The 16438-nt window shown below is 40.0% G+C and carries 15 protein-coding genes; 12 read left to right on the forward strand and 3 right to left on the reverse strand.

From position 1 onward, the window contains the following. Positions 1-159 precede the first annotated feature (159 nt). The 5 genes from adhE to AC1DOK_RS14840 all read left to right on the forward strand — a co-directional run bounded on the left by adhE (position 160) and on the right by AC1DOK_RS14840 (position 7105). Entirely contained in the window at positions 160-2769 is a 2610-nt protein-coding gene (gene adhE / locus AC1DOK_RS14820; RefSeq protein WP_477555064.1) for a bifunctional acetaldehyde-CoA/alcohol dehydrogenase, read from the forward strand. 161 nt (positions 2770-2930) lie between these two features. Then, positions 2931-3626, forward strand: a complete 696-nt coding sequence (locus AC1DOK_RS14825) for a polysaccharide deacetylase family protein (protein WP_477555065.1) — start codon at positions 2931-2933, stop codon at positions 3624-3626. A gap of 3 nt (positions 3627-3629) precedes the next feature. Continuing rightward, positions 3630-4985 (forward strand): hypothetical protein, encoded by a 1356-nt coding sequence (locus tag AC1DOK_RS14830; protein ID WP_477555066.1) that lies wholly within the window; start codon positions 3630-3632, stop codon positions 4983-4985. 21 nt (positions 4986-5006) lie between these two features. Continuing rightward, positions 5007-5717 (forward strand): response regulator transcription factor, encoded by a 711-nt coding sequence (locus tag AC1DOK_RS14835; protein WP_477555067.1) that lies wholly within the window; start codon positions 5007-5009, stop codon positions 5715-5717. Further along, positions 5714-7105 (forward strand): sensor histidine kinase, encoded by a 1392-nt coding sequence (locus AC1DOK_RS14840; RefSeq protein WP_477555068.1) that lies wholly within the window; start codon positions 5714-5716, stop codon positions 7103-7105. The genes AC1DOK_RS14835 and AC1DOK_RS14840 overlap by 4 nt, the downstream gene beginning before the upstream one ends. A 170-nt stretch (positions 7106-7275) precedes the next feature. Here the strand turns inward: AC1DOK_RS14840 and AC1DOK_RS14845 are convergent, their stop codons facing one another. The 3 genes from AC1DOK_RS14845 to AC1DOK_RS14855 form a co-directional block, all read right to left on the reverse strand. Continuing rightward, the gene (locus tag AC1DOK_RS14845; protein WP_477555069.1) at positions 7276-7932 is read right to left on the reverse strand and encodes a YkyA family protein; all 657 of its coding nucleotides are present in this window, start codon (positions 7930-7932) and stop codon (positions 7276-7278) included. A gap of 12 nt (positions 7933-7944) precedes the next feature. Further along, complete coding sequence (locus tag AC1DOK_RS14850; RefSeq protein ID WP_477555070.1) at positions 7945-8787, reverse strand: polysaccharide deacetylase family protein; 843 nt, start codon at positions 8785-8787, stop codon at positions 7945-7947. Positions 8788-8886: 99 nt separating this feature from the next. Further along, positions 8887-10809: an FAD-dependent oxidoreductase gene (locus AC1DOK_RS14855; RefSeq protein WP_477555071.1), complete on the reverse strand. Its 1923-nt coding sequence runs from the start codon at positions 10807-10809 to the stop codon at positions 8887-8889. A gap of 243 nt (positions 10810-11052) precedes the next feature. Between AC1DOK_RS14855 and AC1DOK_RS14860 the strand changes: the two genes are divergently transcribed. The 7 genes from AC1DOK_RS14860 to yqfD all read left to right on the forward strand — a co-directional run bounded on the left by AC1DOK_RS14860 (position 11053) and on the right by yqfD (position 16436). Continuing rightward, positions 11053-11409, forward strand: coding sequence for a histidine triad nucleotide-binding protein (locus AC1DOK_RS14860; protein ID WP_477555072.1), 357 nt, complete (start codon positions 11053-11055; stop codon positions 11407-11409). Positions 11410-11547: 138 nt separating this feature from the next. Next, the gene (gene rpsU, locus AC1DOK_RS14865) at positions 11548-11721 is read left to right on the forward strand and encodes a 30S ribosomal protein S21 (RefSeq protein ID WP_132419269.1); all 174 of its coding nucleotides are present in this window, start codon (positions 11548-11550) and stop codon (positions 11719-11721) included. 15 nt (positions 11722-11736) lie between these two features. Continuing rightward, positions 11737-12180, forward strand: coding sequence for a GatB/YqeY domain-containing protein (locus AC1DOK_RS14870; RefSeq protein ID WP_477555073.1), 444 nt, complete (start codon positions 11737-11739; stop codon positions 12178-12180). A 188-nt stretch (positions 12181-12368) separates the two neighbouring features. Further along, complete coding sequence (locus tag AC1DOK_RS14875; protein ID WP_477555074.1) at positions 12369-13016, forward strand: NfeD family protein; 648 nt, start codon at positions 12369-12371, stop codon at positions 13014-13016. Between the two features lie 18 nt (positions 13017-13034). Next, positions 13035-14021 carry a flotillin-like protein FloA gene (gene floA / locus AC1DOK_RS14880; protein WP_477555075.1) on the forward strand — a complete coding sequence of 329 codons (987 nt, stop codon included), beginning with the start codon at positions 13035-13037 and terminating at the stop codon, positions 14019-14021. A gap of 732 nt (positions 14022-14753) precedes the next feature. Further along, positions 14754-15032, forward strand: coding sequence for a sporulation protein YqfC (gene yqfC, locus AC1DOK_RS14885; RefSeq protein ID WP_477555076.1), 279 nt, complete (start codon positions 14754-14756; stop codon positions 15030-15032). A gap of 180 nt (positions 15033-15212) precedes the next feature. Then, positions 15213-16436 (forward strand): sporulation protein YqfD, encoded by a 1224-nt coding sequence (yqfD, locus tag AC1DOK_RS14890; RefSeq protein ID WP_477555077.1) that lies wholly within the window; start codon positions 15213-15215, stop codon positions 16434-16436. Positions 16437-16438: the final 2 nt, after the last annotated feature.

Raw genomic sequence — 16438 nt, forward strand, 5'->3', positions numbered from 1 at the left:
TACTAACAATTCTCCCATCTATATAATTAGTCGTGTAGAGGAGTTACACTACAATGATCTAACTAGAAACTAAAGTGAAACCTACGTTTAAAGAAACTTGTGAAAAATTTCACGTATTATTTTTTTTAGACGAATAATTATAATTGGAGGAGAGAGAAAATGACTACAGTTACAGGGAAAGAGACTACTAAAGTGGTATCCGCAGAAGAGCAAATTAATGGACTCGTGCAGAAAGCAAAGAAAGCGCTTGGTGAGTTCATGGCTCTAAATCAGGAGCAGATCGATGAAATTGTTCATGCGATGGCAATAGCGGGATTAGATCAGCATATGGTACTTGCTAAACTAGCGCATGAAGAAACTAAACGTGGTGTTTATGAAGATAAAATTATCAAGAACATCTTTGCTACTGAATATGTATATCATAGTATCAAGTATGATAAAACAGTAGGTGTAATTGATGACAATCCTTATGATAACTGTCAGAAAATCGCTGAACCTGTCGGTATTGTTGCAGGGGTAACGCCTGTTACCAATCCAACATCAACTACAATGTTCAAGTCTTTAATCTCAATCAAAACTCGTAATCCAATCATTTTCGCTTTCCATCCATCTGCACAGAAGAGTTCATCAGAAGCAGCTCGTGTTGTTCGTGATGCTGCAATTGCAGCTGGAGCTCCTGAAAACTGCATTCAGTGGGTTGAAGCTCCTTCCATTGAAGCTACAAATGCCTTGATGAATCATCCGAACGTTGCGCTCGTACTTGCAACTGGTGGATCTGGTATGGTGAAGGCAGCTTATTCAACTGGTAAACCTGCACTTGGTGTAGGCCCTGGTAACGTTCCTTGCTTCATCGAGAAATCGGCTAATATTGAGCAAGCCGTAACTGATTTAATTCTTTCCAAAACATTCGATAACGGTATGATCTGTGCATCTGAACAATCTGTTATTATTGAAAAACCTATATATGAAGAAGTTAAAAAACTAATGATCGCCAAAGGCTGCTATTTTACGAACAAGGAAGAAACGGTTAAATTATCTAAACTAGCTATCAAGCCAGAATCCTGTGCCGTAAATGCAGATATCGTCGGTCAACCAGCAGCGAAGATCGCTGAAATGGCAGGAATTAAAGTTCCGCAAGACACCAAAATTCTTGTTGCAGAAATAGATGGAGTAGGGCCTAAGTTCCCATTGTCTGCAGAAAAATTATCTCCAATTCTTGCTTGCTACAAAGTAAATAACGCAGATGAAGGTATTACTCGAGCAGTAGAAATTGTCAGGTTTGGTGGAATGGGTCACTCTTCTGTAATTCATAGTAATAATGATGGAGTGATCTCAGAATTCGGTTCACGACTGCAAACAGGTCGTATTATTGTTAACTCTCCATCAACACATGGTGCAATTGGTGATATCTATAATACGAACATGCCTTCCTTGACACTTGGTTGCGGTTCTTATGGTGGTAATTCAACAGCATCTAATGTTACGGCGGTGAATCTCATTAACGTTAAACGTGTAGCACATCGTACGGTTAATATGCAGTGGTTTAAAGTTCCATCTAAGTTGTACTTTGAGAAGGGCTCATCGCAATATCTTGCCAAAATGCCTGATATCTCTCGTGTTATGATCGTTACTGACCCTATGATGGTGAAGTTAGGTTATGTAGGTAAATTGGAATATTGGTTACGTAAACGTCAGACACCAGTATCGATTGAAATTTTCTCTGATGTTGAACCGGATCCGTCAACTGAAACAGTAACTCGTGGAACAGTAATGATGAATTCGTTTAAGCCAGACTGTATTATCGCACTTGGTGGTGGTTCTGCAATGGATGCTGCCAAAGCAATGTGGCTCTTCTATGAATACCCAGATACAGATTTCAATGACTTGAAGCAAAAATTCATGGATATCCGTAAACGTGTATACAAATACCCTCGTTTGGGTCAAAAGGCGAAGTTCGTTGCCGTTCCAACGACTTCTGGTACAGGTTCAGAGGTTACGTCCTTTGCAGTTATTACAGATAAAAAATTAGGTAATACCAAATATCCTTTGGCTGACTACGAATTAACACCAGACGTAGCGATCATTGATCCGGAATTCGTATACTCCTTACCAAAAGGTGCGGTTGCTGATACGGGGATGGACGTTCTAACACATGCAATTGAAGCTTATGTTTCGGTTATGGCAAATGATTATACAGATGGATTGGCAATCAAAGCTATCCAGCTTGTGTTCCAACATTTAGAAAAATCTTATAAAGATGCAGATCCTGTTGCTCGTGAGAAAATGCATAATGCATCCACAATCGCTGGTATGGCATTTGCCAACGCATTCCTAGGTATTAACCACTCATTAGCTCACAAATGGGGTGGAGAGTTCCATACACCACATGGACGCACGAATGCTATTTTGTTACCACATGTAATTAAGTACAATGCTCAAAAACCAACGAAGTTTGCTACCTTCCCTAAGTACGATCACTTCGTAGCTGATGAGCGTTATGCAGAAATCGCTCGTGTACTTGGTTTGCCTGCACGTACAACTGAAGAAGGGGTTAACTCCTTGATCAAAGCGATTCGTGAATTGAGTCAAAAGCTGAATATCTCTGAAACCTTCCAAAAAGAAGGAATTGATGCCAAAGAATTTGAAGCGAAAGTTGAATATTTGGCGGACCGTGCTTTTGAAGATCAATGTACAACAGCAAATCCACGTATGCCGTTAGTAAAAGAGCTTGTAGAAATTTATCAAAACGCATACTACGGAAAATTCTAAACTATTTATAAAAAATTAGCCGTGCAGACAACATTCTGCACGGTTTTTACGTATAATCAGTAATAGTGTATTCATCTATGTAATCATTTCGTAAATCTTTTGATAGCAGATAACGTTAGGATTGTAGATGGGGAAATATGGGGAAATATGGGGGAGATCAGATGAAAAGGAAATCGGTACTACTCAGTTGTTCATTATTATTAGGATTGCTATTGCTCGTTGGATTTAGTTCAAATGTAGAAGCAAAGCAAGTCGAGCCTTCTAAGGCTCCAATTAAGAAAGTAGCGCTGACATTTGATGATGGACCGGACAAGAAATATACAAATAAGATTTTAGATATCCTCAAGGAAAAAGGGGTACCTGCAACCTTTTTTGTTGTTGGCAAGCAAGTGAAATTATATCCAGATACGATGAAAAGAATTTATAAAGAGGGACATGCGATTGCCAATCATTCCTGGGATCACAAGAATTTCACCAAACTTAGCAATGATCAAATGAAGCAGCAAATCGCCAAGACGGATCGTGCCATTAAAGAAGCAGTTGGTACGAATACAGCTTGGTTCAGAGCGCCTTACGGGGCCAAGAATAAACAAGTGAAATCGATTATAAGCAAAACAGGAAATACAGAGATCGGATGGACAATTGATACACGTGACTGGGCAGGGACTTCCAAAAAAGAAATGATGGCTAATGTTAAGAAAAATTTAAAACCAAATGGAATAATTCTCATGCACAGTTTTGGCGGCAAAGGTGGTAAACTAGACAATACGGTCGAATTTTTACCGGAATTAATAGATTACTTAATCGAGCATAATTATACGCTCGTCACCATCCCTGAACTTTATAAGAAGGAGTAAGCAATGCAGCTTAAACGATTTCTGAGCGTGGTAGTGTTAATTTTGTTGATGACAGGTTGTGATATGCAAAAAAATCCTACAGAATTAATGCGAGCACCCGTACTTTCAAATGATTTAAATCAGCTACATAATGCTGTTACCTCTCAGCTACTGGAAGGAGGTCAGGTTTATATCCCCTTAAATTCCGAATCATCTGTTGCGATAAAAGAAATTGACTTGGATAGCGATGGGATTATGGAAGCTTATGCAACCTATAAGGTCGAGAAGAAATATGAGAAAAATTTCGGTGTAATAATACTGGGGCAGACGGATAATGGTTGGACCAAGCTAAATCAGATTGAAATTCAAGGTAATGATATTGATTTCATACGTTTTGATGATCTGGATAAAGATGGACAGTTGGAAATGATGCTGGGAATCGTCGAGACAAATGATATGAACAAAACCATGCATTTATATAAACTAGAAAATCAAATCTATAGTCAAATCGAGACGCTGCCTTACGAAAAGATTGAAGTTGGCAATCTGAATGAGGATCTGCAGGATGAAATTATTATTTTGCGTAATAATCGATATGAAATGACTGCTGATGCTAGTGTATATCATTATGACGGAAAATCACTTCTTTTAGTAGATAAATTGCCGCTTGATGGCTCAATAAATGATTTTAGTGATGTAAAAGTGGGCAAAGCATCAAGCACGCAAAATGGTGTTTTTATTGAGGTAGGAGTAGGAGCACATTCAGCCTATTCGATCCTGCTCATTATGAAAGATGGCAAGTTAAAGGATGTATTTAATACCTCAAACCCTGAGGAAGATCTAATCACCTTTACACCTTACGCTGCTTTTTCGATGGATATTAATGCGGATGGCATTATTGAAATTCCACTATTAGAAGAAGTAACGCCTGATGCAAGTTATGCAGATATGGCTTATCGTACCGTTTGGAATAGATGGAACGGAGATGTTGGACTGCTGCCTGTATATTACACCTACGATGATTATGATGCGGGCTATGGACTTCACATTCCTGATTCCTGGAAATCATCTCTTCAGATAGACAAAAATAGTGAAACTGGTGAAACGAGCTTCTATTATGTGAACCAGAAAGGAAAGAAGCTTGCTGAATTGGCCTCTATTCGCTATTATAATAAATCCAATAAAGATGAAGTCAAGAAGAAGTTGAATGAGTCCAAGCTAAAGTATATCGATCTTGGAACAAAATATGATCGTTATTATGTTGGAATTATTCCAGATTATTTGGATAATAAGATGTCAGAGAAAGAGCGCAAGCAGTATGAACAAATGAAGATTGACCTTGAATATTTACAAAATAATATCAAGTTAATTGAAAGGTAAGGAAAGAAAGGCGGTACCAGTTTGGAACCTAAAGTGCTTTTATTAGAAGATGAAGAATCCATTCGCGGATTTGTCAAAATAAATTTAAAGCGAATCGGCTATCAGGTAATCGAAGCGAGCACAGGTGAAGAAGCGATTCAGCTTGTACAGGAGCATCAGGATGTTCAGATCGCTTTACTTGATGTTATGCTCCCAACTTCGCTTACTGGTTTTGATATTTGTAAATGGTTGAGACAAAATCATGTTCATATTGGCATTATTATGCTTACTGCTAAGGGGCAGGACATGGATAAAGTCAAAGGCTTGGAGCTTGGTGCAGATGACTATGTAACCAAGCCATTCTCGCCAACGGAATTAGTCGCTAGAATAAATTCCTTAAGCCGACGCTTAAGCTTAGCTTCACGAGAACAACTGATAACAACTGAAGAAATTCATTCTGGACCCTTTATGCTTTCTCTTGATGAGCATAAATTATTAAAGAATTCACAAGATATTTTACTGACCCCTACGGAGTTTCATATTATGAAGCTATTTATGGAGTCGCCTAATAAAACGATATCTCGAGATGATATTTTAGACCAAGTATGGGGACGTCATTTTGTAGGCGATTTTAAAATAGTGGATGTGAACATAAGACGGATTCGTCAAAAGATTGAGGACGATCCTTCTAATCCTCAATATATTGGTACGGTGTGGGGCTGCGGCTATATCTGGAAGAAGGATCCACATTGAGAAGTATTAAGAGCAGATTGATTTGGTATTTTATCATCATCATTTTATCAGTTGTAGTCGTGCTGGGTGTTTTATCCATGGGCACTGTATGGCAGTATTATTATGATAGCGCAAATAGAGCGTTAACATTACAGTCAAATTATTCGATTACGTTCTATAATAAAAATCTGCAAACAGATTCTTTAGCCAATAAATCGAGGTTTATTATTGAAAATAGTCCAGTTGATAAAAATACGCGAACTGAAATTATAGATCTTGATGGCACAGTTGTAATGGAGTCTTACGGCATTCATTCAGATGCTAAAGTAGATACTCCTGATGTTAAAGCTGCTTATAAGGGAGAACAAGGAACTTGGATCGGGACAAACAACGAAACAGGCGAGAAAATTCTTGCTTTATCGAATCCACTCACAGAAGATGGGAAAGTAGTTGGCGTTCTGCGCTATACGACCTCACTCGAGCTGATTGATCAAACTCTCCTGAAGTTCTTCTATTTAATGCTTGCTATCGGACTAGGAGTGATCATTTTATCCATTGCTGCATCTCTCCTGATGGCGGGTACCATAGTAAAGCCTATTCGAGAACTTACCGTTGTTGCAAAGGCATTTGCTCGAGGRAATTATAATATGAAAGCTATTAAGCGGCATCCGGATGAGATAGGTGATCTTGCCGATTCGCTTAACTATATGAGCAGTGAAATACAACGGAACGAACAGTTAAAAAATGATTTTATTTCATCTATTTCGCATGAATTACGAACACCATTAACCTCAATTAAAGGCTGGAATGAGACACTAGATTTAGATGGATACCAGAATGAGGAAGAATTGCGAATGGGGCTTCGGATCATCTCCAAGGAGACGGATCGGTTAATCGGACTTGTAGAGGATTTACTTGACTTCTCCAAGCTTCAGTCTGGGGCAATCAAGATTGTGCCTGAGGAAGTCGATTTGAATGTAATCGTAAAAGATATTAGCAGTCAGTATATGGCGGCATGTGCGCACAAAAATTTATCTCTAATTGTAAAGCTTTGCAAGGAATCCCTAATCATTGATGGAGAATATAATCGATTAAAACAAATTATGATCAATCTCGTAGATAATGCGATTAAATTTACTCCAGCGCATGGATCAATCGAATTATCGACAGTTAATGCAGAGCCAATGTATGAAATCCATGTGAATGATTCTGGTGAAGGCATTCCGCTTCATGACTTGAAATATGTGAAGGATAAGTTCTATAAAGGCTCAAGTCGTTACTCAGGCAGTGGATTAGGCTTGTCAATCTGCAATGAATTTGTTGAGCTCCATGGTGGTCATATCGAAATCCGAAGTGAACTTGGTCAAGGCACAGAAGTGATCGTTTACTTACCTAAGAAAAATAGATAGTTGAAGAATGGCGGTACAGGATTAACCACCCTGTACCGCCATTTTTTATGTTTTAATACTTTTTTTAGTGATATAGAAATTATAACCTTCGTGTCATAATTTCTATGTATCACCCTAAGAAACGCATCCGTCTATGAGGACGGTGAAACCGTTTCTACTTGTCTCGATCCTTACTGACTACTTGCTGGATCTGGTATTCCAATTGTATTAAGGAAAGACATAATTTCTTGTTGAAATAGCTCGGATACGCGATTGAACTCTGTCATTGACTTGCTAACTTCATCAAAAGCAAGATTGCGCTTTGCAATTTGTTGATTGATTTCCTTGAGATGTGACTTATCGTCACCTAGCATCTGAAATAACTCTTTGTCTAAATTTAAACCTGTCATATATTGACTGTATAAATCATCAAAAATCTTATTTCGAGCGTTAAAAAGATCTAGTAGTTTTTGTCCATGCTTCTTATCAGAAACATTTTTGATTTTCTTGATTACTTGCTCCAAACTATTAAATTCCTGATCGGCAGATTGCAGGACTATTTTACTTTGCTCGATTGCAGCTTTTCGTTCTTCAACTGTATCCAGGGCGATTGCGATGGATGATTCTGCTTGCTTGCTATTTTTCTTTCCTTGATTCAGGATTTCTTGATACATTTGTTGATCCTTGTTTTCCAGTTCAACGATATTTTTCAGAATGGCATCGAATTGCTGCTCAATCGTCATATAATCATTCAGGATTGCGATTGCTTTGTCCTTCGATTTGTCACCGCAGCCTGTAAGCAAGAATAGTGATAATAACAGTACGAGGCTTATTTTAGTTAATTTCATATCATGCTTCTCCTATAATCGATTATCATGATGAAAATTCATGACAATATGGGCTTGTGGCTGGTACGCTTCAAATTCATAGCCTTGCTCCTTTAAGTAGGAGATAATTTCAGGCAGTGCATCGATTGTTTGCTGTTTCTCATGAAATAAGATAACCTCGATGTTTCTATGAACCGATGATTTAATTCCCTTTACAATTGCGTCCGGCTGCTTAGGATATTTCCAATCGTTCGAATCGATCGTCCAATCCCACATTTTAAAACCTGCATTTGCAATCGCCTCTCGGAATGAATCGCCAATTTGTGGAGCACTTCCATACGGCGCACGTATAAGAGTCGGTTTTTGTCCAGTGATACTGTGTACAATTTCCTGCGCTTCAGTAAATTCACGGATAAAATTAGTTGGTCCGCCACTGCGATATAAGGTTTTGTGATCATGTGACATACTGTGCAAGCCTGTATAATGTCCTTCTTGATCCATTCTTGTAACTTCATCCTTATATTTAAGCATATTTGGTCCCAGCATGAAGAAGGTTGCTTGAATGTTGTGTTTTTGCAGCAAATCCAGTAACTCGTCTGTGTATTTACTTGGACCATCATCAAAGGTCAAATAAGCAATTTTACGTACCTTGCCGTTAAATTCCTCGGGAATCTGCTTTGTCAGATTGACGGTATCAAAACTTGCAAACGATTGTGCTGAATAATCTGTTTGACTTTCAGCTTTAATTGAAGTAGAGAGAGGGAAGGTTATCCATATGAGTCCTGTAAGGATTCCAATTCCTATAACTCCAAGTACAGATCGCATAAATAGCTTACGTCGTCGTCTTTGTGCCTGATTCTTATGTTGGTATTGCATTGCTAATGTCCTTTCTATAATAAATCTCTAATCTATAAATAGTTTATAGCATAAACTATATAGAAGATTTACAAGAAAGTAACAGTACCGTAATAAACTTTATAAGCTTGTTCCCTGAACTTCGTTGATAATCAATTGGGCAGCTAAACGAGCAGAGGAGAAGGAACGCTCTGCAAGCTCCCCTTTACCTTCACAGCCATCACCGCAGAACAAGAAAGGCACATTCTCTACCTTGGTCGGCAATAGATTGTTAGAGTTGATATTTTTCACAGAAGCTACCATAGCGCGCTTGGATACACGTTTTACAGCTACTGCTTCTTGCCAGCCAGGATAATAGGTATCGAATAACAATTCCATTTGGGTTTGTTTATTATCAAGATAAGCTTTGCGATCTTCCTCATTATCAAAGTCATCATTGAGATAAGCTACACCCTGCAATAACTGACCGCCGCTTGGAACTAGTGTATGATCGGTTGCTGATACATCAGTGATAAACATTTTGTTTCCCATATCGGAAATATAGCTGAAAGGTCTGGCTACAACCTTATCAAGGCCAATATCATATACCATAACCTCAGTAGGCGTATTGTTCTCATATGGTGTGAAGAAAGGTTCCCATGCAGTTCCTTTTAGCAGCTTGATGACTTGTTGAACTGGCATGGCAAAGATCACCTTATCAAAAGCCATTTCTCTGTTTTTGGTTGTAATGATATATTTACGATCTGCGTAGCGAATTGACTCCGCTGCTTCTCTCAGTGTTATTTCAAAACGACCGGAAGATTCCATTTTATTCTTCAGTTGATTGGTAATAACAGCCCAGCTGCCGAGAACATATCCGACTGGCTTATTAGATAAGAATAAGTTGTGATAATACTTAGCAATAGAAGTTCCTGGTACCTTGCGGGCTTCTTCTGGTGTAATGAAGAAATTCGAGCAGACAAGATGCTCCCATAATTCCTTCACATCTTCACTTGCACCTGATTCAGCAAGGAAATCTCCGAGCGTTGCATAATTACGTAAGTTATGAATATTCGCCATAATCGCAGCGATTTCCCCAACAAATCTCATTTTATCCTTGGTGATTAATAGATTTGTTTTAACTAGATTAACGAAATCAAGTGGGGCAGGCGTCAATTGACCTTTCTTGGCATACATTACTTTGCGTTTATCGACAGATTTGGACGAAAAAGAAAGTCCAAGTTCTTTCTCCATGCTAGTGAGAATATGACGATCCATACCATATAGGGCATGTGCACCGTAATTTAAGGTGAAACCTGATTTCTCATAAGTAAAAGCTCTTCCTCCAAGCTGTGGACTTCGTTCAAATAGAATACCTTCCACGTTTGGATTTTCTGATAAATAAGCACCAACCGTTAGTCCAGCTAATCCTCCACCAATAATGGCGACTTTCATTTTGTATTCCTCCTTAGAAGTAACTTCCAGATCTGTCATTAGGTCAACACCATCTACTCGTATACCTGCCCACACCCACGCTAGATTACTTCGCAGCAATTCAGCTAGGTCTTGCTCTTGCTCTTTCATTGCACACCACTTGAGTGTTGTGCCTAAGAAAGTAATGGTGAGCAGTTCAGCTTTGTGCGGCTCAGGTAACCAGTAGTTGATTGCAGTTCGTAGCTTCTGAATAAATTCGTTTTGGATGTTTTGAGCGGTCTTATTTTGTAAGTAAAGGGCAATCATGGATTGCATCAAACGAGGATGTTTGCTTATATTAGACGCTAAGTCTAAAAAGAGTCGATTAATATGACCTTCAAGCGACATGACCTTTGTAGGTGTCACTTGTTGCCACTGTTCAATCGTATCCAGATGATTACGTGTCAATTCCCATAATATTTCGTCTTTTGATTTGAAATAGTGATAGAAGGTTCCTTTTGAAATAGCTGCCTCTGCAATGATTTCATCGACTGATACCTGTTCAAAGCCTTTATCAATAAACATTCGCAAAGCAGTTTCAATAACAATTTTCCGTTTTTTTTGGGTATCAGCACGCATATAGCTTTTCATTTGAGTCACCTCTCAGATATTTCTCTAGTGATAAAGAATTTAGAACACTCGGTTAATAAATTCTAGGTATCACCTTAAGAAACGCTCCGTCTTTAAGGACGCGTAGCCGTTTCCTCTTGTTATCAGTGTATTCTAACTAAACGAAATCGTCTACCCTAAATTAGACTTATAGTCTATTTTGCGATTTAATCGTAAATCCGTTACTATGGAAATAAATGAATCTGTTGAAAGGAAGAGATGAATATGGATTGTATTTTTTGTAAAATAGCAAAAGGATCGATTCCAGCTAATAAAGTATTTGAAAACGATGATGTAGTCGCTTTTCATGACATTAATCCGGCTGCTCCAGTACACGTAGTAGTTATTCCGAAAAAGCACATTGCTTCACTCAATGATGTAGAAGATGATGACTGGAACTTGATGGGAGAAATTCAACGTGCCGCTTACAAGGTAGCAGTAGAACTTGATATTGCGGATACAGGTTACCGAATTGTTAACAATTGTGGTAAAAACGGTGGCCAAGAGGTATTCCATATCCATTATCATTTGCTCGGTGGGGCAAAGCTTGCGCCACTTGGAGTAGCAAAATCACTTACATAGATGGGCTTCCAAAAAAAAATCTTTTGAAGTTCAAAAAAGGATTGTGTCTGAGGTTGACACAACCTTTGATTTTCACATATAATGTAGTTTGATGAACCGCTTTGTCTTGGACGGTCTGTTCGGAGGGAGGGAAAACTGGTGTCGGAAACTCGCGTTCGTAAGAATGAAACTATAGATGCTGCACTTCGTCGTTTTAAGCGTACCATCGCTAAAGATGGCGTATTAGCAGAGGTTAAGAAACGCAAACACTATGAGAAGCCTAGCGTTAAGCGCAAAAAGAAATCTGAGGCTGCTCGTAAAAGAAAGTTCTAGGAGGTTCCTGCGGAAATGAGCTTAAGCGAAAGATTGAACGAGGACATGAAACAAGCGATGAAGAGTCAGGACAAGTTTAAACTCTCCGTAATTCGTATGGTTCGTAGTGCGATCAAGAACATCGAAATTGATCAGCGCAAAACTTTAGATGACAATGAAGTGCTTGAAATTCTGAGTCGTGAGATCAAACAACGCAAAGATTCCCTCCAAGAATTCGGTAAAGCCGGTCGTGATGACCTAACTGAAAATCTGCAAGCTGAGATTGCCATTCTCATGGAGTACTTGCCGCAGCAGTTAACTGAGGAAGAAGTTAAAGCTATCGTACAGCAGACGATCCAAGAAGTGGGCGCTTCCTCGAAAGCGGATATGGGAAAATTGATGGGGGCTCTTATGCCTAAGGTTAAAGGACTTGCTGATGGTAAGGTTGTTAATCAGTTCGTTCAACAGTTACTTTCATAACAATTTTAAAAGAGACCGAGAGGGGTTATCTCCTCTCGGTCTTTTCTATGTGTCCCATAGAATTAATCTCACTTGTGGTCGAATCGTATCTTCTTGTCTTGTGGTAAAATTGTGAAACCTATAGTTGTAACAATCGTAGTAATAGGCAAAGCTTATTATGTTGAGACAGAGGGAGGATTAGCTGGCATATGGATTTTTGGATAGATGTTTTAACTTCGCCGCTTGTCTGTATATTACTGCTGTATATCGGGACTATTGGCATTATACTTGAAATACTTTTCTTGAAAAAAGGTCTCTTTGCCATTATTGGAATCGCCGGTTTTGGATTGTACTTCTTCGGTCAATTTGCGGCAGGATATGCAGATTATAGTCATATCATCCTATTCGTAATTGGAATAGTGCTCGTTCTGCTTGAGCTTGTGATTATTAGCTTTGGTCTGCTAGGAATCGCTGGCGGCGTCTGTATTTATGCAGGTGTTGTACAAGCTGCAGGTCTAACAGGAAACATTCGTTTTGCGATTGTTGCTGCTATACTGCTATCGATTGTAACACTAGTTATTGTTCTAAAGTTCTTCAGGCACCATATAACCTGGGGACGATTTATCCTGCGAGACCGTCTGACAACTGAAGAAGGCTACATTAGCTCTCCTGATCAACAGTTTCGAATTGGTCAAAGAGGAGCTGCATTAACTCCGCTAAGACCAGCGGGCACGGCTATGATCAATAAGGAACGTGTGGATGTCGTAACCTTGGGAGAGTTTATTCCGAGTGGTAGTGAAGTTGAGGTTATTCAAGTTGAAGGTGTACGTGTTGTTGTAACCCGGGTTATCAATTAGATTATAGGAGGCGTTTCAGTGGATCCCCAAATTTTTCAACTTATTATTATTGGTTTAGTTCTAGTAGCTGTTATTATTTTCTTTAGTTTTGTACCTGTGATGTTGTGGATTTCAGCAGTAGCTTCTGGTGTGCGTGTATCTATTCTAACACTTGTCGCTATGCGTATCCGTCGAGTTATTCCGAGCCGGATTGTTAATCCGCTCATTAAAGCAACTAAAGCGGGACTAGGTCTAACTATTAATCAGCTTGAAAGTCACTTTCTTTCAGGTGGTAACGTAGACCGTGTTGTTAATGCACTAATTGCCGCACATCGTGCCAATATTATGCTTGAGTTTGAACGGGCTGCGGCAATTGATCTTGCTGGTCGTGATGTTCTACTTGCGGTTCAGATGAGTGTTAATCCGCGTGTTATCGAGACACCAACTGTATCCGCAGTTGCTAAGGATGGAATTGAAGTTAAGGTAATTGCTCGTGTAACTGTTCGGACGAATATTGATCGCCTCGTTGGTGGTGCTGGTGAAGAGACCATTATTGCCCGTGTAGGTGAAGGTATTGTTACGACAGTCGGTTCGAGTGCCTCACATAAGGATGTTCTTGAAAATCCAGATTTAATTTCCCGTACTGTGCTGGATAAAGGTCTAGATGCTGGTACAGCATTTGAAATCTTATCGATTGATATTGCGGACGTCGATGTGGGTAAGAATATCGGTGCTCACTTGCAAACTGAGCAAGCCGAGGCTGATAAGCGAATTGCTCAAGCAAAAGCAGAAGAGCGTCGTGCAATGGCAGTAGCGCAGGAGCAAGAGATGAAAGCGAAGGTAGTTGAGATGCGCGCTAAGGTTGTTGAAGCTGAATCGCAAGTGCCACAGGCGATGTCAGAAGCGCTTCGTCAGGGTAAGCTTGGCGTTATGGATTATATGAACTACAAGAATATTGATGCGGATACACAGATGCGTAATTCATTAAGTAAGGTATCGGATTCAGATAAACCGGATGGAGAATAATTGCGATGGATGCGCTATTTGATTTTATATCGCAATATTGGTTTATTGTCGCAATTGTGATTAGCGCTATATATTCTGTGTTCTCGAAGAGCACTAAGAAAGCAAGTGGCGGCGGCACGAAGATGCCGTCATTTGGCGGGAGCGGCGAAGCAGGAACGCCGCTGTTTGACAGCGAGCCACGGACTGTGGCTCGCAGCGAGCATCCTACCGCCCCACATATGGGCGGTAGGATAGATGAAGCGCCAGCGCGGCCCACAAGGCCGCTGGCGGACACCTCTCATCACACAGAGCGTCGTGTGATGGAGGTTAGGACGGCGGAGAGTGATATCTCCGCCGGAGACCTTACCCGTTCCTTGCAGAGGAACGGGCCGAGGCCGAGCAAGCACGCCTTGGTTCAAGGCGTGCTGTGGGCAGAGATTCTTGGCCCGCCTCGCGCCAAGAAGAAGCAAATACGCTAGCCATTACGATGGCAAGCGATCAATCAAGACGGTCCTATTAGTGAGTTTTACGCCTAATAGGATCGTCTTTTTTATTTCCAGTTCAATTCCCCTGCCCTCGAGATACCGGAAATAAAGGAAATGCCGTCAATCGACCGGTAATCATCCGTTAACGAGCCGTCAATCCTCCGTCAAGACCCATTAAGCAAGCACTAATTTCGTTAGCGTTTCATAAACGACCGTCCTCACGCATAAGGTGTAAAAAGCCTATGCTCTGCAGGAGGTCCGGAGAACGATGCGCTTACCTCGCCTATTAAATCAAATCGCAGCAAATATGCTTGATTTGCCGCAAGACGTCGTTCACGATTTGCCTCGTATTACGATGATCGGCAACGTCCAATTGTATATTGAGAATCATCGTGGTGTACTTCACTTCTCAAGTGAGCAGCTCAAGCTGCAGTTATCCAAAGGACAGGTTGAAGTCACCGGTCAGAATTTAGTGATTCGTGCAATTTTGGCGGAAGAAGTGTTTATAGAGGGGATTATTACGGGAGTGGAATATATACCAGGCTAATACGGTACATGTATTCACTTCCGAAGTAGTTTCGTTCAATAAGTTCCAAATGTATTGCGAATTTACTGTTGTTCCTAATAGGGAATTGAAACATTTATTCTTGTGACATTGAAATCAATTTAATGGTTTCAATGAGTTATGAAATTGATTCATTTATATAGTCATAGGGAGGGTAATATTATGCAATCTCCACTGTTTATGTGGGTGCGTGGATATGTTTGTGTGACGATTACTAGAGGGCGCGTGGCGAAGATTGGACAACCTGGTCAACTGTCGATTCATTCCTTTCTCAATAGTGCTCTGGCAAATTCTATGACAATTTGGGATATACGATTTAAGGATGAGGAGAGCGGAGAGTTCAAAGTTACCCTTCGCGACTTTTTTCGTATGCGTCAGCTTTTACGTAGGACAGGCTGTGTGATGCGGGTTATCGATCGTAAGGGTTTTCCTTTTGTACTGGATAAATTGAGTAGACGTAAAGTGTTTCTTGGGGGAGTCGCAGCATTTGCGGTTTCTTTATATTTGCTTTCGTCGCTAATTTGGCAAATCAATATAACGGGTAATGATAAAATAACAACAGCTCAAATACTTGAAGCGGCTAACAAACAAGGTATTTATCGTTTGCAATGGAAAATGAAGTTGGATGATCCAAATGAACTGGCTCGTAAATTACAAGCAGCATTACCTGATACAGCATGGATTGGTGTGGAGATTAAAGGAACCTATGTTAACATTCAAGTTGTAGAAGCGCGTAAACCAGATGTCAAGCCTCCTGTAAGTCCTCGCAATTTCATAGCTTCCAAGAATGCGCTTGTGACAGAAATTATGGCACAAAGAGGTAAGCCCCTTGTAACAGTAAATACCTATGTGCGTAAAGGGGATGTGCTGATCTCTGGAATAATTGGAGATGAAAGTCATAGCCAGATTGTCGTCGCTGAGGGTAAGGTCAAAGGACTGGTATGGTATACTTCCACTATTGAAACTCCACTAAAAAAATATTATAAAGTGCTAACAGGTGAAACAAAATCAAGGGGTTATCTCGTCTTAGGTACAAGAGCTGTTCAATTGTCGGGATATGGTAAAATTCCGTTTGCAGAATATGAGACAAGTCAGACTCGTAACACACTGAAGTGGCGTGACTTTGTTCTGCCATTTGGATGGATTAGCGAGAAACTAATGGATAGTAAAGTTGTGGAGCAATCTATTGACTCTGAAGAGGCTCGTAAGATAGGTATTGAGCAAGCAAGGGTGAAGCTTTTGGCACAAGTAGGACCAGAAGGACGGATTGTTTCGGAAAAAATTTTGCATGAGAAAACAGACAGTGGTAAAGTTTATATTGAAGTGCATTTTGGAGTCGAAGAATTAATTATGCAAGAACAACCTATTGTGATGCAAGGAGAATGAGT

This window comes from Paenibacillus sp. P5_B5 (assembly GCF_056400365.1).